General features: G+C 65.0%; 24 protein-coding genes. 11 read left to right on the top strand and 13 right to left on the bottom strand.

Annotated features, from left to right (window positions below; genetic code table 11):
• The first annotated feature begins 39 nt into the window (after positions 1-39).
• Positions 40-840, top strand: a complete 801-nt coding sequence (locus MESOP_RS04110; protein ID WP_013892063.1) for a helix-turn-helix domain-containing protein — start codon at positions 40-42, stop codon at positions 838-840.
• 5 nt (positions 841-845) lie between these two features.
• Here MESOP_RS04110 and MESOP_RS04105 read toward each other — a convergent pair whose 3' ends face one another.
• From MESOP_RS04105 to MESOP_RS04095, 3 genes are read right to left on the bottom strand one after another with little or no spacing between them, the layout of a single operon-like run.
• Positions 846-1,652: a C40 family peptidase gene (locus tag MESOP_RS04105; protein ID WP_013892062.1), complete on the bottom strand. Its 807-nt coding sequence runs from the start codon at positions 1,650-1,652 to the stop codon at positions 846-848.
• A gap of 46 nt (positions 1,653-1,698) precedes the next feature.
• Positions 1,699-2,637, bottom strand: a complete 939-nt coding sequence (locus MESOP_RS04100) for a CHAD domain-containing protein (RefSeq protein WP_013892061.1) — start codon at positions 2,635-2,637, stop codon at positions 1,699-1,701.
• Positions 2,634-3,107, bottom strand: a complete 474-nt coding sequence (locus tag MESOP_RS04095) for a CYTH domain-containing protein (protein WP_013892060.1) — start codon at positions 3,105-3,107, stop codon at positions 2,634-2,636. The genes MESOP_RS04100 and MESOP_RS04095 overlap by 4 nt, the downstream gene beginning before the upstream one ends.
• 90 nt (positions 3,108-3,197) lie before the next feature.
• On the opposite strand from MESOP_RS04095, the gene MESOP_RS04090 reads away from it, so the two are divergent.
• From MESOP_RS04090 to MESOP_RS04075, 4 genes are read left to right on the top strand one after another with little or no spacing between them, the layout of a single operon-like run.
• Positions 3,198-3,884: a CerR family C-terminal domain-containing protein gene (locus MESOP_RS04090; protein WP_013892059.1), complete on the top strand. Its 687-nt coding sequence runs from the start codon at positions 3,198-3,200 to the stop codon at positions 3,882-3,884.
• A 13-nt stretch (positions 3,885-3,897) separates the two neighbouring features.
• Positions 3,898-4,851: an HlyD family secretion protein gene (locus tag MESOP_RS04085; protein WP_013892058.1), complete on the top strand. Its 954-nt coding sequence runs from the start codon at positions 3,898-3,900 to the stop codon at positions 4,849-4,851.
• Positions 4,848-5,768 (top strand): ABC transporter ATP-binding protein, encoded by a 921-nt coding sequence (locus MESOP_RS04080; RefSeq protein WP_013892057.1) that lies wholly within the window; start codon positions 4,848-4,850, stop codon positions 5,766-5,768. The genes MESOP_RS04085 and MESOP_RS04080 overlap by 4 nt, the downstream gene beginning before the upstream one ends.
• On the top strand, positions 5,765-6,901 hold the full coding sequence (locus MESOP_RS04075) for an ABC transporter permease (RefSeq protein ID WP_013892056.1): 1,137 nt from the start codon (positions 5,765-5,767) through the stop codon (positions 6,899-6,901). Before MESOP_RS04080 ends, MESOP_RS04075 begins: the two co-directional genes overlap by 4 nt.
• Before the next feature lie 77 nt (positions 6,902-6,978).
• Here MESOP_RS04075 and MESOP_RS04070 read toward each other — a convergent pair whose 3' ends face one another.
• Together MESOP_RS04070 and MESOP_RS04065 are read right to left on the bottom strand one after the other, a co-directional pair.
• A complete protein-coding gene (locus MESOP_RS04070) occupies positions 6,979-7,956 on the bottom strand; it encodes a threonine/serine dehydratase family protein (protein WP_013892055.1) in 978 nt (325 codons plus the stop codon).
• A 369-nt stretch (positions 7,957-8,325) separates the two neighbouring features.
• Positions 8,326-8,646, bottom strand: coding sequence for a hypothetical protein (locus MESOP_RS04065; protein WP_013892054.1), 321 nt, complete (start codon positions 8,644-8,646; stop codon positions 8,326-8,328).
• Positions 8,647-8,820: 174 nt separating this feature from the next.
• Between MESOP_RS04065 and mbfA the strand changes: the two genes are divergently transcribed.
• A complete protein-coding gene (gene mbfA / locus MESOP_RS04060; protein WP_013892053.1) occupies positions 8,821-9,804 on the top strand; it encodes an iron exporter MbfA in 984 nt (327 codons plus the stop codon).
• A 207-nt stretch (positions 9,805-10,011) separates the two neighbouring features.
• Here mbfA and MESOP_RS04055 read toward each other — a convergent pair whose 3' ends face one another.
• The gene (locus tag MESOP_RS04055; protein ID WP_013892052.1) at positions 10,012-10,356 is read right to left on the bottom strand and encodes an antibiotic biosynthesis monooxygenase family protein; all 345 of its coding nucleotides are present in this window, start codon (positions 10,354-10,356) and stop codon (positions 10,012-10,014) included.
• Positions 10,353-10,739, bottom strand: a complete 387-nt coding sequence (locus tag MESOP_RS04050; RefSeq protein WP_013892051.1) for an NIPSNAP family protein — start codon at positions 10,737-10,739, stop codon at positions 10,353-10,355. Before MESOP_RS04050 ends, MESOP_RS04055 begins: the two co-directional genes overlap by 4 nt.
• A 173-nt stretch (positions 10,740-10,912) precedes the next feature.
• On the opposite strand from MESOP_RS04050, the gene MESOP_RS04045 reads away from it, so the two are divergent.
• Entirely contained in the window at positions 10,913-11,587 is a 675-nt protein-coding gene (locus MESOP_RS04045) for an ArsR/SmtB family transcription factor (protein WP_013892050.1), read from the top strand.
• Positions 11,588-11,848: 261 nt separating this feature from the next.
• Here MESOP_RS04045 and ligD read toward each other — a convergent pair whose 3' ends face one another.
• Both ligD and ku read right to left on the bottom strand, forming a co-directional pair.
• Positions 11,849-14,410: a DNA ligase D gene (ligD, locus tag MESOP_RS04040; RefSeq protein WP_013892049.1), complete on the bottom strand. Its 2,562-nt coding sequence runs from the start codon at positions 14,408-14,410 to the stop codon at positions 11,849-11,851.
• A 47-nt stretch (positions 14,411-14,457) separates the two neighbouring features.
• Positions 14,458-15,327: a non-homologous end joining protein Ku gene (gene ku / locus MESOP_RS04035; protein ID WP_013892048.1), complete on the bottom strand. Its 870-nt coding sequence runs from the start codon at positions 15,325-15,327 to the stop codon at positions 14,458-14,460.
• Positions 15,328-15,714: 387 nt separating this feature from the next.
• On the opposite strand from ku, the gene MESOP_RS33265 reads away from it, so the two are divergent.
• Positions 15,715-15,855, top strand: coding sequence for a hypothetical protein (locus MESOP_RS33265; protein ID WP_013892047.1), 141 nt, complete (start codon positions 15,715-15,717; stop codon positions 15,853-15,855).
• Positions 15,856-16,165: 310 nt separating this feature from the next.
• On the top strand, positions 16,166-16,504 hold the full coding sequence (locus MESOP_RS04030) for a thiol-disulfide oxidoreductase DCC family protein (protein WP_023779921.1): 339 nt from the start codon (positions 16,166-16,168) through the stop codon (positions 16,502-16,504).
• A gap of 34 nt (positions 16,505-16,538) precedes the next feature.
• Here MESOP_RS04030 and MESOP_RS04025 read toward each other — a convergent pair whose 3' ends face one another.
• The 3 genes from MESOP_RS04025 to MESOP_RS04015 form a co-directional block, all read right to left on the bottom strand.
• On the bottom strand, positions 16,539-16,922 hold the full coding sequence (locus MESOP_RS04025) for a DUF1850 domain-containing protein (protein ID WP_013892045.1): 384 nt from the start codon (positions 16,920-16,922) through the stop codon (positions 16,539-16,541).
• A gap of 61 nt (positions 16,923-16,983) precedes the next feature.
• Entirely contained in the window at positions 16,984-19,086 is a 2,103-nt protein-coding gene (locus tag MESOP_RS04020; RefSeq protein ID WP_013892044.1) for a TRAP transporter permease, read from the bottom strand.
• 226 nt (positions 19,087-19,312) lie between these two features.
• Positions 19,313-20,272, bottom strand: coding sequence for a TAXI family TRAP transporter solute-binding subunit (locus MESOP_RS04015; protein WP_013892043.1), 960 nt, complete (start codon positions 20,270-20,272; stop codon positions 19,313-19,315).
• Positions 20,273-20,531: 259 nt separating this feature from the next.
• On the opposite strand from MESOP_RS04015, the gene MESOP_RS04010 reads away from it, so the two are divergent.
• Both MESOP_RS04010 and MESOP_RS04005 read left to right on the top strand, forming a co-directional pair.
• Complete coding sequence (locus MESOP_RS04010) at positions 20,532-20,900, top strand: YciI family protein (protein ID WP_013892042.1); 369 nt, start codon at positions 20,532-20,534, stop codon at positions 20,898-20,900.
• A gap of 25 nt (positions 20,901-20,925) precedes the next feature.
• Entirely contained in the window at positions 20,926-22,185 is a 1,260-nt protein-coding gene (locus tag MESOP_RS04005) for an RNA polymerase sigma factor (protein ID WP_013892041.1), read from the top strand.
• 3 nt (positions 22,186-22,188) lie between these two features.
• Here MESOP_RS04005 and MESOP_RS04000 read toward each other — a convergent pair whose 3' ends face one another.
• A complete protein-coding gene (locus tag MESOP_RS04000; RefSeq protein ID WP_013892040.1) occupies positions 22,189-22,815 on the bottom strand; it encodes a glutathione S-transferase family protein in 627 nt (208 codons plus the stop codon).
• Positions 22,816-22,908: the final 93 nt, after the last annotated feature.

The following is a 22,908-nucleotide window of genomic DNA, read 5'->3' as shown; positions in this document are numbered from 1 at the left end:
CGAATATCGATACGAAACTCCCGGCAAGAGGTGCATCCCGTGAGCGGTCTGATCTTCGAGGCGCTGAAGCGGACGCTGAAGGCGAAGGGTGTCACCTATCGCGAGCTCGCCGAGCGCATGGGTGTTTCCGAGCCGACGGTGAAGCGCATCTTCCATGAGAAGAACTGTAAGCTCGACCGGCTGGTCGAGATCTGCGCGGCCGCCGGCGTCGAGCTGGAAAACGTGCTCGGCTCGATGAACCGGGGGCCGGGGCCGGTCAACCACATCGCGCCCGAGATCGAGCGCAGGCTGGCCGGCCGGCCGGCGCTGCTGTTCATCTTCGTCATGCTGTCGGAGAAATTCACGCCGCAAGGCATCATGCGCTCGCAAGGCCTGAGCGAGGCCTCGATGTTCCTCTATCTGCGCGACCTCGAGGAACTCGGCCTTGTCGCGCTCGGGCGGGGTCTATCGGCGAGGCTGCTGGTCGAGACGCCGATCCAGTGGAATTTCGAGGGGCCGCTCAGGCCGCTGTTCGAGATGACCAACAAGAACTTCATCGGCTGGGCCATCACGCACATCGAGAAGGAGGCGACCTTCATAAGCTTCTCCAGGCGGATGCGGCCGGAGACGGCCGAGATGGTCCGGCGCGAGGCGGAGGAACTGGCCGATCGCGCCAGGCTGCTTGCCCATCATGACCAGCACACCACGCCCGAGGACGGTCTCACCGGTTACAAATGGACGTTTGCCTTCGGGGCGACGCCGTTTCCGGCGATCATGCCGATCGGCCCGCATCCGCGCGATGCCGGTGCGCGCCCGCCAGAGCAGTCCGCCGCAAAAGGGCGGCGCCCGCTTCCGGCCTGAAAGGATTATTCTGCGGCCTTCGTCTCCGCGTCCGCAGCCTTGTCGTCCCAGGTCACGGCCCGGTAGTCGAAGCCATATTCCAGGGTCGGCTTGACGATGCGGAAATAGGGCGACAGGTCGAAGTCGCGCGGCGTGTACAGCGAGTGGTGGCGGATGTGCAGGATTTCCTTGCGCGAATAGCTCGACTGCGCCGAGGCGCGGCCGGGCGCGCGGGTGATCTCGGGCAGGATCGGATAGCGGATCTGGCCATACGCCTCGGCAATCAGCGTCGAGCAGATGGCGCGCGTCGGGTCGCCGGAGCCGAAGGCCAGCATGCGGCGGCGCCAGCGCACCGGCACCGGCGGCGTCGGCAGGAAATAGCGCAGCATGTCGAAGATGTTCTTGAGGTCGTATTTCAAGCCAAGCTTGCCGACCATGAAGGCGACGACCATGTCGCGGTCCTCCGGTGCCAGGCCGCTCGCCCGGCAGATGCGGGTGTTGTAGGTGCGGTAGCGCGACAATGGCACGGCGACGCAGCCTTCGCCCATGGTGACCTCGATCAGCCGGGGCCGCTCCGCTCCGTCTTCCGGCTTGGGCAAGGCATCGCCGACATAAAAGGCCGCATGCGACCATGTCGACTGGGTAAGGTACTTGATCGCCGCCGAGATCCTCTGGTTGCCCTCGACCAGCAGGATGTCGCCGGGCTCCAGCGTGCGGCGCAGCGTTTCGGCATCGGATGGCGTGTAGGGCTCATAGCCCGAGGATTCTTCCTGCAGCCGGCCGGCAAGCCAGCGGCCAAGGCGGTCGAGAAGCGTGTCGGCCGGCGCGGTCATAGCAGAGCGTGATTAACACAGGCTGGCGTGCGGACACCAGCCGCGGTCAGCCGGCCGATGCGCTGGCGTCTTCCTGCGGGCCGGCCAGATCGTCGCGCGCCTTGCGGGCCAGTCTTTTCGTCGCGTGCCTGGGGCTGTCGCCGAACAGGTCGGCGGCCTCGGCAAGGCAGGATTTCCTCAGGCTCTTTTCCGACCGCTTCAGCAGCTTGCCGAGAAGCTTGGTATCCTCGCGCGGCCCAAGCGGCTGGTCGTCGGCCTCGAGCAGCGTGCGCATGACGAACACATCATGCAGTTCGCCCAGCCGCTCGCCCAGCTCGTCGACGGCCTTGCGCCGCGCCTTGATCGGCGTCGGCCAAAGCCGGCCCAGCAGCGACAGGTGCATGCCGTGCGTCTTTGCCGCCTTGCGCAAATCGTGGAAATCGTCGGCTTCGCCGCGCGCGCCGGCCTTGTCGAGCGCCTTCCTGGCACGGCGCAGGGTGACGCGGGCGCCTTCGGCGAGCACGTCGGCGGCCTGCTCCGGCTGATCGGGCAAGGCAAGGCTTTCGATCCGCTTCATGCCGTCCTTGCAAGCGGCGATCGCCGCGCCGATTGCCGCCTGGAGGCCGGCGCCTTCGTGCAGATCATGCTGGCGGGCGACCAGCCTGTCGCGCACGGCATCGAGCCCGCCATCGGCGCTCTCCTTGGGAAAACCTGCCGCCAGCCGGTCGATGGTTTCGATCAGCGCCGTTGCTTCACGCGGGCCTGCAAGCAGCGCCGCCACATTGCGATAGCACTGGTTCTCGGTCGTGCAGAAAGTTTCGTCTCCGGAACGAACCAGGCGCAGCAAGGCACGTGCGCCCTTCAGCCGCTTGCGGCATTTGTGCAGTCCCTGTTCCGGCCGGTTCTGCGCCGTGTCCAGATGCAGCAGTGCCTTGCCAATCTCCTCGGCAAGGATGCGTCTGACCTCACCGGTCAGCGGCAGGCGCGGGTCGATGCGAAAAATCATGCGGCGATCTCCGGAATCCCCCCGAGGGCGAGCGACGCGTTGTAGAATTTCTGCTCGCCGGTGACTTCACGGCCGAGCCAGTCTGGCAGCATTTCGTCCGGCACGTCTTCCGGCGTCTCGAGTTCGGCCACCACAAGTCCTGCCAGCGCGCCGCCAAAGACGTCGACTTCGTAGAGATAGCCGCGATGCCTAACATGGTGGCGTGTCTTCTCTATGACACGTCCAAGAGCGAAGGCCAGCATCTCCTCGGCCTCGGCTAGAGGCACCGGATACTCGTATTCGTCGCGCTCGCGCGCCTTGCTGCCGAATTTGAGCGTCAGCTTGGCGGACACGCCGTCGCTGATGCGGATCCGCACCGTCCGGCCGGGCGCGGCGGCAAGATAGAACTGGCGAATGCGGATATCCGCCTCGACCAGGTTCCGCCATGCGGTGCTGGAGACCAGGAACTTGCGCTCGACTTCCTTGCCCATGGCCGCGCACTAAAGCGTTTGCCGCAGACGATGGCAAGACAGCCCCGCACACAAGTTGACTTTAATCAATCGATTGATTAAAGTTGGGCTATGATCAAATCGCCCGACGCCAAGAATGCACGCCGCGACACGCCCCCGGCGGAGTTGACGCGGGCCGCGCTCGTCCGCGCCGCGCTGAAACTGTTCGGACGGCAGGGCTTCGACGGCACCTCGACCCGCGAGATCGCGGCGGAGGCGCGAGCCAATATCGGTTCGATCGCCTACCATTTCGGCGGCAAGGAAGGCCTTCGCGCCGCCGCCGCCGACTTCATCGTCGAGACCATCCAGACCGTCGCCGGCCAGGCGCTGGGCAACAGCCAGGCGGCGGCTCCAACCGATCCCGAGGCGGCGAGGGCGCAGCTCTTCGCGGCGCTGGAGCGGATGGTCGGCTTCATCGTGGCGCAGCCGGAGGCCGGCGAGATCGTGCAGTTCGTGCTGCGCGAGCTGTCGCATCCCACGGCTGCGCTCGACCGCATCTATGATGGCGTGTTCGAGCCGACGCATCGCCGGCTGTGCCTGATCTGGGAGCAGGCGACCGGCGAGCCGGCCGAAAGCGAACGGACCCGGCTCACCGTGTTCACGCTGATCGGCCAGGTCATCTATTTCCGCATCGGCCGCGAGGCGGTGATGCGCCGCATGGGCTGGCATGACATCGGCAGCGCCGAGGCGGCAAAGGTCGTGGCGGTCACGGCCGACAATCTCAGCGCCATACTGGCCGCCAGGAAGAAGCAGAAATGAAGGGGCAAAGACCATGAGTTTTCTATGTTCGCTGCCGCTCGCCGTGCAGCTTTTCGGTGCCTGCGCCCCGGCGCCGCCGCTGGCCGTCGGCTATGTCGAAGGCGACTATGTGCTGCTGGCGCCGATCGAGGTGGCGCAGGTCGAGACCGTCACGGTCAAGCGCGGCGACCGCGTCACGTCAGGCGCGACGGTGGTGACGCTGGAAAGCGCCGATGCCAAGATCGCGGTGGCGCAGGCGCGGGCGAGCCTGGCGCAGGCGCAGGCACAGCTTGCCGACCTTCAGGTCGGCAAGCGGCCGGAAGAAATCGCCGCGCTCAAGGCCCAGGTCGACATGGCCAAGGCGCAGGCCGACGACGCCAAGCGCAAATACGACCGCGCCGCCGACCTGTTCAAGCGCGGTACCGGCACGCAGGCCGACTACGACACCGCTTCGGCGACGCTGGAGACCGCCAACGCGCAGGTTGGCCAGGCTGAGGCCAATCTCGCCGTCGGCGGCTTGCCGGCGCGCGCCGAGACGATCAAGGCCGCCGACAATCAGGTTAAGCAAGCGCAGGCCGCGCTCGACCAGGCCGAGTGGCGGTTGTCCAAGCGCATATTGGCGGCGCCCTCGCCCGGCCGCGTCAACGACGTCATCCGCAATCCCGGCGACACGGCGGGTCCGACCGCGCCGGTGATTTCGGTGCTGCCCGACGGGGCGGTGAAGCTCAGCGTCTATATACCGGAGGCCGCCTTCTCATCGGTCAAGGTCGGCAGCCTGCTCAGCGTGCATTGCGACGGCTGCGGTGCGGACGTCAAGGCGCGCGTCAGCTACGTTTCGCCCGATCCCGAATTCACCCCGCCGGTGATCTATTCGCTGGAGAACCGGCAGAAGCTGGTCTACCTCGTCGAGGCGCGGCCGGAGGGCGATGCGGGTCCGCTGCAGCCCGGCCAGATCGTCGATGTCGATCTTGCGGAAACGGCAAAATGAATGTCATCGACGTTCATGGCCTGGTCAAGCGCTTCGGCGACAAGACCGTCGTCGACCACGTGACGATGTCGGTCGCCGAAGGCGAGATCGTCGGCTTCCTCGGTCCCAACGGGTCGGGCAAGACCACCACCATCCGCATCATGTGCGGTCTGCTGACGCCGGACGAGGGCGAAGGCACGGTGCTGGGTTTCAACATCCGCACCGACTCGCTCAGGATCAAACGCGAAGTCGGCTACATGACGCAGAAATTCTCGTTCTACGAGGATTTGACGATCGGCGAGAATCTCGAATTCGTGGCGCGGCTCTACCGGCTGAAGCCGGTCGAGGAGCATGTCGCCAGGACGCTGGAAGAGCTCGGCCTCACCACGCGCCGCAACCAGCTGGCCGGCACCTTGTCGGGCGGCTGGAAGCAGCGTCTGGCGCTGGCCGCCTGCATCATGCACAAGCCGAAACTGCTGCTGCTCGACGAGCCGACGGCCGGCGTCGATCCGAAGGCGCGGCGCGAATTCTGGGACGAGATCCACCGCCTCGCCAGCGGCGGGCTGACCGTGCTGGTCTCCACCCACTACATGGACGAGGCCGAGCGCTGTCACCGCATCAGCTACATCTCCTACGGCAAGATGCTGGCCACCGGCACCGTGGCCGAGGTGGTCAGGAATGCCGGGCTGACCACCTTCGTGCTGCAGGGTCCGCGGCTCGATCAGGTGGCTGAAGCGCTGCAAGGCCGCCCTGGGGTCGACCAGGTGGCGCCGTTCGGCGCCACGCTGCATGTCGTCGGCTCCGACCGGAAGAAGCTCGAAGCAGCACTTGCCGATGTCGAGAAAGAGTACAAGGGCGTGACGGTGGCGCCGGGTGAAACCAGCCTGGAGGATGTCTTCATCCAGTTCATGTCGGGGTCGAAGGACAACATGGCATGAACGGCATCTTCTCCTTCGCCAGGCTCGGCGCGCTGCTGATCAAGGAATTCATCCAGATGCGGCGCGACCGCATCACCTTCGCCATGATGCTGGGCGTGCCGCTGATACAGCTCGTGCTGTTCGGCTACGCCATCAACAACGATCCGAAGAGCCTGCCTGCCGCACTGGTGGCGACCAGCAGCGACCCCTACACGCGCGCCATCGTCGCGGCGCTGCAGACCACCGGTTATTACCGCTTCGACCATGTCGCGCAAAGCGCCGAGGGGGCCGAGTTCCTGATGGCGCGCGGCGACGTCGCCTTCGTCGTCACCATACCGGCCGACTTCGCCAAGCGGGTCGAGCGCGGCGACAACCCGCAGATCCTGATCGAGGCCGACGCCACCGATCCTGCCGTCGCCAGCGGCGCCATCTCCACGCTCGGCACCGTCGCCAGCCAGGCCCTGCTCAGGGCCCAGGGCATGCAGGAAGCCGCCGCCGAGGCCGCCAGGGGACAGCTCGATGTCGTGGTGCACCGGCGCTACAATCCCGAAGGCATCTCGCAATACAACATCGTGCCCGGCCTGCTCGGCGTCATCCTGCAGATGACCATGGTGATGATGACCTCGATCGCGCTGACGCGCGAGACCGAGCGCGGCACGATGGAAAACCTGCTCGCCATGCCGTCGAGCCCGCTCGAGATCATGATGGGCAAGGTGCTGCCCTATCTGGCGGTCGGCGCCGTGCAAGTGGTGGTGGTGCTGGCGGCGGCGAAGCTTCTGTTCGCCATCCCCTTCACCGGGTCGATGTCGCTGCTTTTGTCGGCGGTGCTGGTGTTCGTGCTGTCGTTGGTGCTGCTCGGCTATACGATCTCGACCATCGCGCGCACGCAGATGCAGGCCCTGCAGCTCACCTTCTTCTTCTTCCTGCCGTCGATCATGCTGTCCGGCTTCATGTTCCCCTATCGCGGCATGCCGGATTGGGCGCAGACCTTCGGCGAGATCTTCCCGCTGACGCATTTCCTGCGCATCACCCGCGCGGTGATGCTGAAGGGCGCCGAGCTGCCGGCCGTGGCAACCGAGATTGGCTGGCTGGTGGTGTTTGTCGTTTTGTTTGCCGGCGTCGCGTTGGTCCGGTTCAGGCGTACGCTGGATTAGGGGCCGCGATATCGGGAAGTTTTGAAGTCGGCGGGACAGAGGGGGGTGCTCAAGCGCGACGCTTCCGCGTGGAGCGCCTAAGCCGCCGCCATGATCCCGGCATACGTCCCGAAATCGACATTGCCGCCAGACAGCACCACCGCGATATTCTTGCCTGACAGCTCGATCTCGCCCGACGACAGCGCCGCCAGCGCGACGCAGCCGCCGGGTTCGACCACCAGCTTGAGATAGGCCATGGCGTCGCGCATCGCCTGCGCCGCCGCCTGGTCCGAGACGGCGATGGCTCCAGTGAGGTTCCGGCGGTTGATCTCGAAGGTGATCACGCCCGGCTCGGCGGTCAGCAGCGCGTCGCAGATGGAATCATGGCCCGGCTCGTTCGAGACCCTGGCGCCTGCCGCGAGCGAGCGGCGCGTGTCGTCGAAATGCTCGGGCTCGACCGCCCAGACGGCGGTGCCGGGCGAAGCATCCTTGACGGCAACGGAGATGCCGCTCGACAGGCCGCCGCCGCCGCAGGGAACGATCACCGCGTCGAGGCCGACGCCAAGCGCTCTCGCCTGGCGCATCAGTTCGAGGCCGATCGTACCCTGGCCGGCGATGATGGCCGGATCGTCGAAGGGCGGCACCAGCACCATGCCCTTCTCGATGTAAGGGCGGATCACGGCCATGCGGTCGTCGCGAAAACGGTCGAAAGGCACCACCTCCGCGCCCATCTTGCGGACATTGCCGACCTTCATCGCCGGCGCGTCGGCGGGCATGGCGATGACCGCCTTGACACCGAACATGGCGGCCGAGGCGGCAACGCCTTGCGCATGGTTACCCGAGGAGAAGGCAACGACGCCCCGGCCGCGTTCCGCCTCGCTCAGCGACGACAGCTTGTTGTAGGCGCCGCGGAACTTGAACGAACCGGTGCGCTGCAGCGTCTCCGGCTTGAACAGGATGCGCGCGCCGAAGCGCTTGTTGAACTCGGCCGATTCGATCAATGGCGTTTCGACGATCAGGCCGGAGAGCCGGGCCGCGGCGGCGTGGATGTCGGCGATGCCGGGAGGGGTTGTCATGGCGGATCCTGCGAGATGTGGCACCTTCATGGTGCACGCAAAGGCCGGCGCGACGCCAACGAAAAGATGTAACCGCTACAAAATTTGGCGATTATGACGAGGTACAAAATGTCGCCAGCGTTGCGGCCGGCACACCCCCCTCTGTCCTGCCGGACATCTCCCCCGCAAGGGGGGAGATTGGCAGTTTAGAGGCCGCCGCTTCCTTGCGGCGTGTGAGATTGGCGAAGGCAAAGATGAAGTCTGATCTCCCTCCTTGCGGGGGAGATGGCCGGCAGGCCAGAGGGGGGTGCTGGCCCGCCGACATATCTGATTGTCTTCCAATCGCAGAGCATGCAGCCGGAGTCCCGCTGCCTGCGGCGAACCGGGTTCTCACCCCAGCAGCGTCCGCTGCCTCTTGGTCCCGCCCAGCTTGCGCCAGTTGTTGAAGCGGTGGGTGGCGGCGGCGAAGGAGATCTTCATCTGCTGGGCGACCGAATAGCGCGACTTGCCCTCGTCGAACATGCGGTAGCAGCACTCGACGCCTTCCTCGGTCAGCTTGCCGTCCGGGGCTTTGTTGTGCGGATTGGCGGGGTCGAACTTCTCGACCTGCTGCTCGACCAGGCCCTTCAGGCGCTGCAGGTCGGCCTCGATGCTGGCAATGAGATCGAGAACGGGCTTTGGGTCGAAATGCTCTGCGTGCGGCTTCGTCATGCGTTGATCCTCATCCTTGTCTTGAGTTCAACTATATAGGTTAACCTTTGCCAATAATGAAGGGCACGCTCCGGCGTCGGCTTCAACAATTCTTGAGCCGTGAGCAAGCGCGCGATTGACCCGGGGTCCGTCAAACCCTAGTTTAGAACAATTCTAAACTAGGGTGATTTGCTCATGCTTTCCCGCGTTTTCGGCTTCGGCCGCCGTCCCTTCGAATCGCTGTCCGAACAGGAGATCCTGGCGCTGGCCATTTCATCCGAGGAGGACGACGGGCGCATCTACCGGGCCTATGCCGATGGGCTGGCGGATAGGTATCCGCAATCGGCGAAGATGTTCGAGGAGATGGCGCATGAGGAGGATGGCCATCGCGATGCGCTGATCGAGCTTCATCGCAAGCGTTTCGGCGAGCGCATTCCGCTGATCCGGCGCGAACATGTGAAAGGCTATTACGAGCGCAAGCCCGATTGGCTTGTCCGGCCGCTCGGGATCGAAAATGTGCGCAGCCAGGCCGAGGTGATGGAGCGGCAAGCCTACCTGTTTTATGTCGAGGCGGCAAAGCGTACCACCGACGCTTCGACGCGCAAACTGCTCGATCATCTGGCGGCGGTCGAGCAAGGGCACGAGACGCTGGCTCAGCAATTGGAGCAGAAGCACGTGCCTGGCGAGGTGAAGGACGAAGAAGCGGCGGCCGAGCAGCGCCAATTCATCCTCACCTATGTGCAGCCGGGCCTTGCCGGTCTGATGGACGGCTCTGTGTCGACGCTGGCGCCGATCTTCGCCGCGGCTTTTGCCACGCATGACACCTGGCAGACCTTCCTGGTCGGACTTGCGGCCTCGATCGGCGCCGGCATCTCCATGGGTTTCACCGAAGTCGCCTCCGACGACGGCAAGCTCTCGGGACGCGGCTCACCGATAAAGCGCGGCGTCACGACCGGCGTCATGACGGCCGCAGGCGGCCTCGGCCACGCGCTGCCCTATCTCATCCCACATTTCTGGACCGCGACCGGCGTTGCCGCCGTGGTGGTGTTCTTCGAGCTATGGGCCATCGCTTTCGTCCAGAACCGCTACATGCAGACGCCCTTCCTGCGCGCCGCCTTCCAGGTGGTGCTCGGCGGCGCGCTGGTGTTCGCCGCGGGCGTGCTGATCGGGAATGCCTGAGCTTCTTACCTTCCCCCCTTGTGGGGGAAGGTGGATCGGCGCGCAGCGCCGAGACGGATGAGGGGTGTTCCCGCGGAGTGAGGCGTCGGCGATTTAGGCCTACGGTCTGGATGAAGAGTATCGCCAAGCTGGAGCACCCCTCATCCGACCGCGCTTCGCGCGGCCACCTTCTCCCGCAAGGGGAGAAGGAAGAACCGCGCCTCTCCCTCACCCATTCACCGCCCGGCTATCGACCGGCGCCTCGTCTCTCTCCGTCAGCCCATAATCCCTCATCACATGCGCGATGCGCAGTCGGTAGCCGGCAAAGATACCGCCGCGGCCGGCCTTCTGGGCCTGCCGGTGTTCTTCCGTATTGCGCCAGGCCTTGACCGCTTCCTCGTCGCGCCAGAACGACAGCGACAGGATGCGGTCGGGGTCGGCCAAACTCTGGAAGCGCTCGATCGAGATGAACCCATCGATGCCATCGAGCAGCGGACGCAGCTTGGCGGCGATGCCGAGATAGGCATCGCGTTTGCCCTCGGCCGGCTCGACCTCGAAGATGACCGCGATCACGGCAACACCTTTTCCCTTGGCATGATCCCGGTCTGAAAAGTCTGCAACTTTTCAGGATCAAGCCTTGGCGCATGCGGGCCGGAAGCCAGTTTCAGGAACATGCGGTCCTCCTTGAGGATGAATCGTTCACGCTTGGCGAACGCGTAGTTTGCCTTGCCGGCGGGGTCGGCGGCAAGCCGGGCGCGATAGGCTTCGTAGGCCGCCAGGCTGTCGACATTGTAGGCGGCGTATGCCGTCGTGGCCGAGCCCTCATGCGGCGCGAAATAGCCGATCAGGTCGGCGCCGCAGCGTGGAATGGCCTGGCCCCAGTTGCGGGCATATTCCTCGAAGGCAGCCTTGCCGAACGGGTCGATCTCATAGCGGATGAAACAGGTGATGGTCATGGTCGTCTCCTCGGATCGTTGCATCAATGGTTCGAGCGTGGTCGAAACGTCGCGCACTTGGGTTATGCTAGGCCGTTTCGTGTCAGGAGCCCTCGTGGCGTGCTTCGCCGCTTCCTTGAGCTGATCGGAGAATAATGCTTATCTGACAAGAATGCTTCGATAAGGAACGAACTATGCGTGAAGGACCCGACATCGCCCGCATCGCCAGCCTGGTCGGCGATCCGGCCCGCGCCAACATGCTGAACGCGCTGATGGGCGGCACCGCATTGACCGCGAGCGAACTGGCGCTGGAAGCCGGTGTCTCGTTGCCGACCGCTTCCTCGCATCTGTCGAAACTGATGGAGGGCGGCCTGCTGACCTTGGCCAGCCAGGGCCGCCATCGCTATTACGGCCTCGCCGGGCCTCAGGTGGCAGGCATGATCGAAGCCATCACCGGGGTCGCCGAAGCCGTCGGCCCGAAGCGCGTGCGGCCAGGCCCGCGCGACGGCGCCATGCGCGTGGCCCGCGTCTGCTACGATCACCTCGCCGGCGAGCAGGCCGTGGCGATGCTCGATCGTCTGGTCGAAAAAGATATCCTGCAGCGTGACGACAAGGAAATCAGGCTCGGGCCGTCGGCCGCATCGCATTTCGCGGCAATAGGCATCGATGTCGGCGCCAGGCCACGCCGCCCGGTCTGCCGCGCCTGCCTCGACTGGAGCGTGCGCCGTTCCCACCTCGCCGGCACGCTGGGTGCCGCGATCCTCGACAAGATCCTTTTGGAGAAATGGGCGCGCCGCGAGAAGGACAGCCGCGCGGTGGTGTTTTCACCACCGGGAAAGCAGGCGTTCGAGAACGTGTTTCTGGGTTGATGGCTCAGCGGCGCTACTCCCGGCAGTCGTTGGCGGGATAGCACCCCCCTCTGGCCTGCCGGCCATCTCCCCCGCAAGGAGGGAGATTAGGCGCTCTCGCCAATCTCCAACGTTGCAGAAATGAACGACACTTTGAAATAGCCGATCTCCCCCTTGCGGGGGAGATGTCCGGCAGGACAGAGGGGGGGTGTGACGGAACGCTACGTCAGCCATTCTGCTGATGTTGCACTTGCATCGGAAGGTCTCGGCTTCGTCTCGGACCTATCCCCGCTTCAACACCTTCGCCACCTTGAAAAATTCCTTCCACGGGTCGGCTTCCTTCAACTGCTTCGCCGTCGTCTTGTCGCCGATCGGGAAGGCGTTGGGCGCCAGTCCGGCCTCGATTTCGGCCCAGGTCACCGGCATCGACACGGTGGCGCCCTTCTTGGCGCGCGAGGAATAGGGCGCGACTGTTGTGGCGCCCCTGCCATTGCGCAGATAGTCGACGAAGATTTTCCCGGTGCGCGCCTTTTTCGACAGTGTCGCCGTATAACGGTCGGGGGCGGCCTGCTCGAGCGCCCTGGCGAAATCATGGGCGAAATTCTTGACCTCGTCCCAGTCCGCCGAGGGCTTCAGCGGCACCAGCACATGATAGCCCTTGCCGCCCGATGTCTTGACGAAGTTCGGCAGCGACAGCTCGTCGAGCTTGCCCCTGATGTCTAGAGCCGCCTCGCGCACCTTCTTCACGTCGACACCTTCGTCGGGATCGAGATCGAAGATGATCTGGTCGGGCTTTTCGATCTCGTCGACGGTAGAGCCCCAGATATGAACTTCGACAACGCCGTACTGGACCAGCGCGGCGATGCCGTCGAAATCCCGGATGAACAGGATCTCCTCGCCGTCCGTCGGGTCCTTCATCCGGGCTATCTTGTCGCTCATCCCGGCCGAGGCGTGCTTCTGGAAAAAGCGCTGGCCGCCGACGCCATCGGGCGCCCGCACCAGGCTTAGCGGCCGGTTGATCACGAAGCGCTCCATGCGCGGCCAAACCTGCGCGTAGTGATCAAGCAGGCCCTGCTTGGAGATTTTTTCGTCGGGCCACAGCAGCTTGTCGGGATGGGAGAGTTTTACCGTGGTTGTCATCGCCCCGGCAGGTTTGCCAGCGCCGCTTCGCGCGGATTTCGCCTTGGCTGGGCTCTTGCCTCCTGGTTCCTTGCCCCCTGATGTCTTGCCCCCTGGTTCCTTGGGTGTCGCCGCCCTGGGCTTTTCCTGCACGACTTCCTCCGCCGGCTTGTCCTCGCGCAGCCCCTGGAACGAGGCATGGCGTATTATACGCTCCGATGTCCAGCTGCGGAACTCCACTTCGCCGACAAGCTCGGGTTTGACCCAGACCAGCCCCTTGCCCTTGGGAACGGCTGCGTCGAACGGCGAGGTATTCGCCTTCAGCTCATCGAGTTTCTTCTTCAGATCGTTGGCACCCCTGGTGGAGAAGCCGGTGCCGACGCGGCCGGCATAGTGTAGGCTGCCGCCCTCGTAATAACCGACCAGCAGCGAGCGCAGCCCGCGCCCGGTCTTGTCCGACGGCAAATAGCCGCCGATGACGAATTCCTGCCGCGCCGTGCATTTCGACTTCACCCAGCTAGGGCCGCGCCCGCTGCGATAGGGCGCGTCGGCGCGTTTGGAGACGACGCCCTCCAGTCCCATGCGGCAGGCATGCTCCAGCATGATCTTGCCGGGCTCGGTGAAATGGTCGGAGAAACGCACCGCCGCGTTCTCGGATGGCTTGCCGAGCAGTTCCTGCAGGGCTTGCTTGCGCTCGACCAGCGGCTCGCGGCGCAGGTCCTTGCCGTCGAGGCGCATCAGGTCGAAGACATAGTAGATGAAGCGGTTTGTCCGCTTTGCCGACAGATCCTGCTGCAGCAATGAGAAGGACGAGACACCGCTGTCGGCCAGCACGACGACCTCGCCGTCGATGATGGCGTCGCTGCACTTCAGGCGAGCGAGTTCGGCAACGATCTCGCCGCCGAATTTCTCCGTCCAGTCGAGGCCGGCGCGGGTCAAGAGCCGCACCTCCGTGCCGGCGATCTGTGCCTGCATGCGATAGCCGTCGAACTTCACCTCGTGCAGCCAGTCCTCGCCCGACGGAGCCTCCCGTTCCAGCGTGGCAAGCTGCGGTTCGACAAAGTCGAGTTTCCGGCCCGCGGCCTTCGCCTTGCCGGCGGCCGGCTTGTTGGAATGCCAGACTTTCGGTTTCTCGCCCCTGGCGGCCTTGCCCGCGCCGACCTCCTCGATCGTCAGGCCCGACTTCACCGATTGCGGCGCCTCCTCGAGGATATCCTCGCCCGGACGCGCCGCCGCATCGTCCGACTTGATCAGCAGCCAGTTGTCGCGCTTCTCCCCCGGGCGCGGCCTCAGCCGCACCAGATGCCATGAGCCATGCAGCTTGTGGCCCTTGAGCTCGAAGTTGATATGGCCCTTCTTCATCGCCTTGGCCGGGTCGGTCTCGGGAACCCATGTCCCCTCGTCCCAGACGATGACGGAGCCGCCGCCATATTCGCCCTTGGGAATGGTGCCTTCGAACCCGGCATAGTCGATCGGGTGGTCCTCGACATGGACGGCGAGCCGCTTTTCGTGCGGGTCGAGGCTCGGGCCGCGCGTCACCGCCCAGCTCCACAGCACCCCGTCATGCTCGAGGCGGAAGTCGTAGTGCAGTCTGGTCGCGGCATGCTTCTGGATGACGAAGAGACCGCCACCAACCTCGCCCTTCTTGCCGCGCGCGACCTTGCCGGCCGGTTCGGACGTCTTCTTGAAGTCGCGCTTGGAATGATACTGTTCGAGTCCGGCCATTGTTTTCTGGTTCTCAAGCTTCCCTGGTCCTCAGGCTTCTCTGGTCCTCAGGCCGATTTGCGTTTGGGCGCGGCCGTTTTCGGCTTGGCGCGTTTGGTTGCCGGCCTGGCTTTCGCCGACGAAGACGCTTTCGATGACCCGGAGTCCGACAGGCTCTTTTTCAACGCGTCGAACAGGTTGATGACATTGGAAGGTTTTGGCGCGGCCTTTGCCTTCGGCGCCTTGTGGCCGGCCTTCTTGGCGCGGATCAGCTCGAGCAGCGCGTCCTCGTATTTGTCGTCGAATTTCGACGGGTCGAACTTCGTCTTCTTCTTGTCGATGATGAGTTCGGCAAGATCGGTCATCTCCTGGTCGGTCTTCACCGCCTCGATCTCGCCGAACACGGTATCAGGCTGGCGCACCGTGTTGTCATACCGCAGCGTGGTCAGCACCATGCCTTTGCCGAGCGGCTCGATAACCACGGGCCGTTCGCGTCGATAGAGCACGATGCGCGCCAGCCCGGCCATCTTCTTGCCCGACATGGCGTCGCGAATGACGGCAAACGCTTCTTCCGACACCTTGTCGCCCGGCGTGACATAATAGGGCGTATCGAGATAGACCTGCTGGATCGAGGCCTTGTCGACGAAACCGTCGAGGCTCATCGTGTGCGAGGATTCGATCTGCACCGCCTCGATCTCGTCTTCCTCGATATGGATGAAATCGCCGTCGTCGAGTTCATAGCCCTTGATCTCGTCATCGTCGCCAAGCGGCTCGCCGGTCTCGGCGTCGACATAAATGCGCTTCACCGTATTGCCGGTCTTGCGGTTGAGGATGCGGAAAGACACCCTTTCGGTGTGGGTGACGACATTGGTCAGTTCGACGGCGCAGGTGACCAGCGACAGCTTCAGATAGCCCCTCCAGGCAGGACGCGGCGCCATGACAACTCCCTTCAGGAACGCGATGAAGGTGAGAACGGATGGCGCGCGCTCCAGTTCCTTGCCAGTTTCCTGATCGCTTGATGTTCGAGCACCTTGAAGTCAGGCCCGCATCGAAGCGTCCCGAACGGAAATTTCACGGGCGCGGCGGAAATTGAAACAGAACCGCGCGCGGGCGACATTCAAACGAAACATATGTGATGCAAAAGTCACACTGAGCGAAATGGCGACAAAAGGCACCGAAACACCCCGAATCAGCCGCATTCCGGCCACGAAGCGACGGGTTTTCGACCAGAAATTAACATCACGTTCACCGACTATTCACGCCTCGATGCTATCATTCTCGCAATTCGGAAGGGACATCCGAAAATCGGGACAGGGACAGGGTAAATGAACTTCCTCACGCACCTCATCGGCTATGCCGCCGCCATCCGCGAATTCGTCGCGCCGACCTACCGGCCCGAGCGCTACTACATGCGCGGTCCCGGTCCGGCTTGCGCCCGTCGCGGCACGTCGCTGGGCGCGCACTGACCATGACGTTCGAGAGCCGCCACAACAGCCGCATCTGCAGGCCCGGTGCCAACGCGCGTGCCACCACCTATCGCGCCGAGCGTCCCGTTCTGGGTGACCGGGTCCTCGGTGACGGGCGGCGTGCGGCATCGCCACATCTTTAACCCCGCCTGCGGCTGGCTTAGTGTCCGGGGACACGAGCAGCCGAGGCCCGCGTGACCGACCTTCCCCAATCAAATCTGCCCAATCAAGTCCCTCTGAGCCGTCAGGTACAAGCCGTCAGCTGATCGTCTTCGATGGCGTCTGCGTACTCTGCTCCGGCTTCGTGCGCATGGTGGTCAAGCTGGACCGCAAAAGTCGCTTCCGCTTCGCCACAGCCCAGTCGCCTTTCGGCGAAGCGCTGTTCAGGAAGCACGGGCTGCGCACCGACGCTTACGAAACCAATCTCGTCCTTGTCGACGGTGCCGCCTTCACGCGGCTCGACAGTTTTGTCGCCGTCATGGCGGAACTCGGCTGGCCGTGGCGCGCGGCCAAGGCGCTGTTGCTGCTGCCGCGCCCGCTGCGCGACTGGCTCTATGAGCGCGTCGCCAAGAATCGCTATGCCCTGTTCGGCAGGAAGGACAGCTGCGACATTCCGTCGGCCGAACTGCGCGGGCGGTTCCTTGGCTAGATTGCGATCTCGCCGCGCAACTGGCGTTGGTGCGCTATCGCGGCTGGCTCGTGCCATCCGACCCGCATGGCTCCAGCGCGATGGAGCCGCCGGCCTCCCTGCCGAGTTCCCGGCAGCCCTGAACCGTGCACAGCGTCCAGCCGCCGCCGGTTGCGCCGGAGGCGGCGAGAGAGACGTGACGCTGCGGCCCAACCTTCGGGACATAGACCCACCAGCCGTCTTTCAGCACCGCGCCCTCCGGCGGTTCCATGCCGGCGCCCGAACCCTTGATGCGCGCCTCGACCACTTGCAGCCCGGACGGCGTCACCTTCCAGTCCTCCTCCCATCGCGTCCGTTCCACCGAATGCGTCCAGGACAGCGTGAAGGCGGCGATCGCCAGCGTCACCGTCTTGCCGGCGGCGAGGATGCACAGGCTCATGCGCTGCTATTTCTTTGCTTGAGCATGGTCTCTTCCGAAAACCGGATCCCACTTTTCGGGATCATGCTCTGGCCCGCCGCGCCCGCCAGCAGTGCCAGCCGATCCAGGCAAGCGACAGCGCCCAGCCGGTTTCGTCCGTAAGCGGCACAGCCGCGACTAGGAGCACGCCGGCGGCGAAGGCGACCAGCCGTTCCCACCACGCCATGCGCGTGGCGAGGAAGCCGACGGCGGCCGCGCCCCACAGCACGATGCCCATGCACGCCTTGACGACGATATAGGCGACCTCGATGGGATAGCCGAACTGGGCGGCGATCGGCCCGGCATCCTGCAGCATCAGCGCCGGCGTGTAGACAGCCATGAACGGCACCACGAAGCCGGCGATGGCGAGCTTGGTCGCCTGGATGCCGATCTTGAGGCCGCTCTCCTTGGCCATCGGTGCCGCCGCGAAGGCGGCCAGCGCCACCGGCGGCGTGAGATCGGCCATGATGCCGAAATAGAAGACGAACATGTGGCTGACCACCAGCGGCACGCCGAGCGACAGCAGCGCCGGGCCGGCCAGCGACGAGGTGATGATATAGTTGGGGATGGTCGGGATGCCCATGCCCAGCACCAGGCAGGTCAGCATCGTCAGCACCAGCGACAGGAACAGGTTGTTCTCGCCGATCGAGATGATCCAGCCGATGAAGGTCGATGCGATGCCGGTCAGTGTCAGCGTGCCGATGACGATGCCGACGATGGCGCAGGCGATGCCGACCGGCAGCGCGTTCTTGGCGCCCTCGGCAAGTGAATCGACGCAGATCCGCAGCGTCTCGCGCCCACCCTTGAATGTGGCGCAGGCGATGATCAGGGCGGCGATGACCAGGCCCAGCACGTTGACGCCGAACTTCATGAACGAGGCGGCGGCAAGCCCGAGCGCCAGCCAGAAGACGATGCGGAAGGCGAGCGGCCCGATCGCCGCCGCCAATGGCGTGCCGAGGATGAGCACGATGGTCAGCGCCAGACCCATCGTGCCGGCGAAGACCGGCGTGTAGCCGGCGAACAACAGATAGATCAGCGCGGCCAGCGGCAGCACCAGTGGCCAGTGCTGCCGCACCGCGTCCCACGGGTTGGGCAGGTCCGCCTTGGCCATGCCGCGCAGGCCGGCCTTGCCGGCCTCCAGATGCACCTGCCAGAAGCAGGCGCCGAAATAGAGCAGCGCCGGGATGATCGCCGCCTTGACCACGTCGGCATAGGGAATGTTCAGCGTCTCGGCCATGATGAAGGCGACCGCGCCCATCACCGGCGGCATGATCTGGCCGCCCATCGAGGACGTCGCCTCGACCGCGCCGGCAAAGGCCGGGCGGAAGCCGAAGCGCTTCATCAGCGGAATGGTGAACTGGCCGCTTGCCACCACATTTGCGACGCCGGAACCGGAAATCGTCCCCATCAGCGCCGACGACAAAACGCAGACCTGCGCCGGGCCGCCGCGCCATGAACCGACGAGGCCGAGCGCGAAATCGTTGAACAGCGCGATCATGCCGGCGCGTTCGAGAAAAGCGGCGAAGACCACGAAGATGAAGATATAGGCCGCCGAAACGTAGATCGGCGTGCCGTAGATGCCTTCCGTGCCGTAGGCGAAGGTATCGACCAGCTGGGCGAAGTCGTAGCCGCGATGGATGAAGGGCGCCGGCAAATGGTTGCCGAAGAAACAATAGGCAAGGAAGATGAAGGCGATTGTCGCGAGCGGCAATCCCATCAGCCGCCTGGCCGCCTCGAAGACCAGCACCACCAGCACCGCACCGACGATCAGGTCCGGCGTGGTCAGGAAGCCGGAGCGCCGGATGAGGTCGGTATAGAACACCCAGTTGTAGAGGCCGGTGCCGAAGCCGAGCGCGCCGAGCGTCCAGAACATTGTTTTGGCGGCCATGCTTTTGGCGCGCAGATTGGCGATCAGGGCAAAGCCGAGCAGCAGCAGGAAGCCGACATGCATGGCCCGCACCACCTGACTCGGAAGGCTGCCATAGGCGGCGATGTAGATCTGGAAGACGGAAAAGGCGACGGCGATGACAAAGGCCGCCTTGCCGGCGATGCCGTCGCCGAACCCCGGCGGCAGGCCTTCGACTTGTTCTTCGGCGACAGGAAGGTGGAAAGTACTGGCGGATTTGCTGTCGGCTGGTTCGCTCATCCGACGCACTCCCAAGCAAGCGAACTGCAGCGCGAGGCGCCCCCCTCTGCCCTGCCGGGCATCTCCCCCTCGAGGGGGGAGATCGGCGGCATCGATGTCGGCGGAGGTTTTGCAAGGTTTGGCGAAGAACATAACAACGGCCAATCTCCCCCCTTGAGGGGGAGATGCCCGGCAGGGCAGAGGGGGGCGCTTAGCGAAGACATCTCAGATAAGCCGAGCGAACCTGCTACTTCACCAGCCCCTTCTCCTTGTAATACCGCTCCGCGCCCGGATGCAGCGGCACCGGCATGCCGTCGAGCGCCTTGGCCGGATCGATGCCCTTGGCGGCGGCGTGCGCGGCGGCAAGCTGGTCGAGATGATCGAACATCTGCTTGGTCATCTGGTAGGCGGTCTCGTCGGAGACGTCGGCGCGGGTGATGAGGAAATTGCCGACGGCGGCGGTGGCGACGTCCTCGCTCTGGCCTTCATAAGTGCCCTTGGGAATGACCACCGACAGATAGGGCGCGCCGATCTTGGCGACGTCCTCGGCCGGCACGGCAACGACGTTGATCGGCACCGAGGTGGCGAGGTCGCGGATCGAGGCGACGCCGAGTCCCGCCGACTGCAGCGTGGCGTCGAGCTGGCGGTTCTTGATCAGTTCGACGGATTCGGCGAAGGGCAAATATTCGACCCGGCCGAGATCCTCGTATTTCAACCCGGCGGCGGCGAAGATGGCGCGCGCGTTGAGTTCGGTGCCGGAGGCCGGCGCGCCGACCGACAGGCTTTTCCCCTTGAGGTCGGCAAGCGTCTTGATGCCGGACTCCTGGCTGGCGACGATCTGGATGTAGTTGGGATAGATGGCGGCGATGCCGCGCAATTTGTCGAGCTTGCCGGGGAAACCGGCCTCGGCATTGCCTTCGGCGGCGAGCTTGACGGAATCGCCGAGGGCAAACGCGATCTCGCCCTTGCCCTGCTGCAGCAGGTTGAGGTTCTCGACCGAGGCCTTCGTCGCCTGCACCTGCGTGCGCGCGCCCTCGATGCCCTTGCTGTAGATTTCCGACAGCGCCACGCCGAGCGGGTAGTAGACGCCCGACGTGCCGCCGGTCAGCACATTGATGAATTCCTGTGCCTTGGCCGCGGCAATGCCGAGGCCAAGCGACAGCGCCATGGCGCCGGCCGCAACGAACTTCGTCCTGAAATGGAACATCCGGGTCTCCTCCCTGAAAATATCGACCGCACCACCTCCTCGGTGCGAACCGGGCCAAGTTTAGACAGCGAGCCGCAAATGCCAACCCGCAATTCTACCCATTAGACGAACGGTTGAGTGGATGCGTGACACCTTCCGGCTTGCACTAGGCGCGGCCACGGCCGAAAGATTTTCACGGCACCTGTCGAAATCGGCCGACACCGCACGACATACGTCTGGCCCCGCAAGACGCGGCCTTCCAAACCACGGGAGAAAACCCATGCGATACATGCTTTTGATCAACAATGACGAAGCCGCGCTGGCGAACACGCCGGTCGAGAAGGCCCAACAGATGAGCGCGGCCTATGCCGCCTACACCGAAGCGTTGAAGAAGTCCGGTGCGTGGCTGGCCGGCGAAAGGTTGCGTCCGACCCAGGCAACCACCTCGGTGCGGATCGCCGACGGCAAGACCAACGTCATCGACGGCCCCTATGCCGACACCAAGGAGCAGCTTGCCGGCTTCTACATGATCGAGGCGGCCGACATCGATACCGCCATCGAATGGGCGGCGCGCTGTCCGGCGGCCAGCACCGGCACGGTCGAGTTGCGGCCGATCTGGGAAATGGCCGACTACATGCCCAAGAAATGACGATGTGCCGGGAAATAGCGATGTGATGGACAGTCGTCCGGAGATCGTCCGGGCGGCCGCCGAGGCCGCCGCCCGGCAAAGCTATGGCAAGCTGGTCGCCTGGCTGTCGGCGCGCACGCGCGACGTAGCCGCCGCCGAGGACGCGCTGGCCGATGCCTTTGCCGCGGCGCTCGAACGCTGGCCGCGCACCGGCGTGCCCGACAAGCCGGAAGCCTGGCTGCTGGCGGTGGCGCGCCGGCGGCGTGTCGATGCGGTGCGGCGGCGGCTGACCAGCGAAGCCGGCCGCGAGCATCTCAGGCTGATCGCCGAGGAAGCGGAGGCGCGCATGACCGACGAAGACTTGCCCGACGAAGACATGCCCGACGAACGCTTGCGGCTGATGTTCGCCTGCGCCCATCCGGCGATCGAATCGAGCGTGCGTGCGCCGCTGATCCTCCAGACCATTCTGGGTTTCGATGCCGCGGCCATCGCCTCTGCCTTCCTGGTCTCGCCGGCGACGATGGGCCAGCGCCTGGTTCGTGCCAAGACCCGTATCCGCGAAACCGGCATTCCGTTCCGCGTTCCGGAGCGGGCCGAACTCGGCGAGCGGCTGGACGCGGTGCTGGAAGCCATCTACGCCGCCTTTGCCGAAGGCTGGTCGGACCCGGCCGGCACCGAAACACAACGCCGCAACCTGGCGACCGAAGGCATCTGGCTCGGCCGGCTGGTGGCCTCGCTGATGCCGGATGAGCCGGAGGCGCTGGGTCTGCTTGCGCTGATGCTGTTTGCCGAGGCCCGCCGGGCTGCCCGGCGCGATGACGAAGGCGACTTCGTGCCGTTGGCGCAACAGGATTGCGAGCTGTGGGACCGTGCCCTCATCAATGAGGCGGAGGCGCTGCTGTCCCGCGCCGCGCAGAGTGGCGTCATCGGCCGTTACCAGCTCGAGGCCGCAGTCCAGTCGGCGCACGCGGCGCGACGGCTGACCGGTCGCACCGACTGGGTGGCGATCCGCGAGCTCTATGACGCGCTGTTTTCGATCGCCGGATCGCCCGTCGTGGCGATCAACCGTGCGGTGGCGATCGCCGAGGCCGAGGGCGCCGTGGCGGGACTGGCGGCCCTTTACGTGCTGGGTGACGACAAGCGGCTTGACGACTATCAGCCTTATTGGGCCGCGCGCGCCGGGCTTCTGGCCAGGCTCGGGCAAGTGCCGCAGGCGAGCGAAGCCTATGATCGAGCGATCGGCCTCGAGCGCGACCCGGCGGTACGACGCTTCCTGCAAGGCAAACGGGCAGCGCTGCGAAATTGACCTTCAGCCCGGCCACATCTCGTGCGAGGTGTTGAGCGTCTTCATCAGCGGATGGCCGCGCAGTCGCGCCCATAAGCGTTCGATGTTCGGCCATGCCATCCGCGCGCTCTCGATGTCTGGATGCCAGGCCACCAGCATGATGAGATAGATGTCGGCCAGCGACAGGCCGTCGCCGACCAGCCAGTCACGGCCTTTGAGCGCGTTGTCGAGAACGGCGAAGCCACGATCCATCTCGGCGACCGCGGCCTGCTTGACGGCCTTCGTGCCGTCGGCATCGGACGTGTAGCGAGGCGCGTAGTAGAAACGCAGCACCGCCGGATAGAGCACCGAAGACATGAAGGCCATCCAGCGCAGGAAATCGACGCGAGCCGGCGCGCCGATCGCCGGCGCCAGGCCGGCCTCGGGATGGCGCTCGGCCAGCAGGATGCAGATCGCCGCCGATTCGGTCATCGACCGCCCGTCCGGCAAGATCAGCACCGGCACCTGGTTCAGCGGGCTGATGTCGAGAAAGGCGGGATCCGGCCGGTCGGTCTTCGGCACGTCGATCTGCTCGAACGGAGCGTTCGCCAGCGCCAGCGCCGCCTCGACGACGAAGCCGCCGCTGCCGGGACGTGTGTAGAGCTTGTACATTGGATTCTCCCCCGGCCCGAAAGAAGACGGACCGGGGGCGATATGAACCGGAAGCAGGGTGGGGCTCAAGCGGGTGGCGGTCGCCACGGCTGG

Source organism: Mesorhizobium opportunistum WSM2075 (genome assembly GCF_000176035.2).
Taxonomy (GTDB): domain Bacteria; phylum Pseudomonadota; class Alphaproteobacteria; order Rhizobiales; family Rhizobiaceae; genus Mesorhizobium; species Mesorhizobium opportunistum.
Note: the sequence above shows the minus strand (reverse complement) of the source record. Positions and strands in the feature narration are given on the sequence as shown.

Coding starts and splice junctions, on each gene's coding strand:
- MESOP_RS04070 (WP_013892055.1), bottom strand. CDS start 7,956: ATGACAACCCCTCCCGGCATCGCCGACATCCACGCCGCCGCGGCCCGG.
- MESOP_RS04000 (WP_013892040.1), bottom strand. CDS start 22,815: ATGTACAAGCTCTACACACGTCCCGGCAGCGGCGGCTTCGTCGTCGAG.
- MESOP_RS04015 (WP_013892043.1), bottom strand. CDS start 20,272: ATGTTCCATTTCAGGACGAAGTTCGTTGCGGCCGGCGCCATGGCGCTG.
- ligD (WP_013892049.1), bottom strand. CDS start 14,410: ATGGCCGGACTCGAACAGTATCATTCCAAGCGCGACTTCAAGAAGACG.
- MESOP_RS04045 (WP_013892050.1), top strand. CDS start 10,913: ATGCGTGAAGGACCCGACATCGCCCGCATCGCCAGCCTGGTCGGCGAT.
- MESOP_RS04050 (WP_013892051.1), bottom strand. CDS start 10,739: ATGACCATCACCTGTTTCATCCGCTATGAGATCGACCCGTTCGGCAAG.
- MESOP_RS04065 (WP_013892054.1), bottom strand. CDS start 8,646: ATGACGAAGCCGCACGCAGAGCATTTCGACCCAAAGCCCGTTCTCGAT.
- MESOP_RS04020 (WP_013892044.1), bottom strand. CDS start 19,086: ATGAGCGAACCAGCCGACAGCAAATCCGCCAGTACTTTCCACCTTCCT.
- MESOP_RS04090 (WP_013892059.1), top strand. CDS start 3,198: ATGATCAAATCGCCCGACGCCAAGAATGCACGCCGCGACACGCCCCCG.
- MESOP_RS04100 (WP_013892061.1), bottom strand. CDS start 2,637: ATGATTTTTCGCATCGACCCGCGCCTGCCGCTGACCGGTGAGGTCAGA.
- MESOP_RS04030 (WP_023779921.1), top strand. CDS start 16,166: ATGGTGGTCAAGCTGGACCGCAAAAGTCGCTTCCGCTTCGCCACAGCC.
- MESOP_RS04105 (WP_013892062.1), bottom strand. CDS start 1,652: ATGACCGCGCCGGCCGACACGCTTCTCGACCGCCTTGGCCGCTGGCTT.
- ku (WP_013892048.1), bottom strand. CDS start 15,327: ATGGCGCCGCGTCCTGCCTGGAGGGGCTATCTGAAGCTGTCGCTGGTC.
- MESOP_RS04080 (WP_013892057.1), top strand. CDS start 4,848: ATGAATGTCATCGACGTTCATGGCCTGGTCAAGCGCTTCGGCGACAAG.
- MESOP_RS04085 (WP_013892058.1), top strand. CDS start 3,898: ATGAGTTTTCTATGTTCGCTGCCGCTCGCCGTGCAGCTTTTCGGTGCC.
- MESOP_RS04005 (WP_013892041.1), top strand. CDS start 20,926: ATGGACAGTCGTCCGGAGATCGTCCGGGCGGCCGCCGAGGCCGCCGCC.
- MESOP_RS04025 (WP_013892045.1), bottom strand. CDS start 16,922: ATGAGCCTGTGCATCCTCGCCGCCGGCAAGACGGTGACGCTGGCGATC.
- mbfA (WP_013892053.1), top strand. CDS start 8,821: ATGCTTTCCCGCGTTTTCGGCTTCGGCCGCCGTCCCTTCGAATCGCTG.
- MESOP_RS33265 (WP_013892047.1), top strand. CDS start 15,715: ATGAACTTCCTCACGCACCTCATCGGCTATGCCGCCGCCATCCGCGAA.
- MESOP_RS04010 (WP_013892042.1), top strand. CDS start 20,532: ATGCGATACATGCTTTTGATCAACAATGACGAAGCCGCGCTGGCGAAC.
- MESOP_RS04095 (WP_013892060.1), bottom strand. CDS start 3,107: ATGGGCAAGGAAGTCGAGCGCAAGTTCCTGGTCTCCAGCACCGCATGG.
- MESOP_RS04075 (WP_013892056.1), top strand. CDS start 5,765: ATGAACGGCATCTTCTCCTTCGCCAGGCTCGGCGCGCTGCTGATCAAG.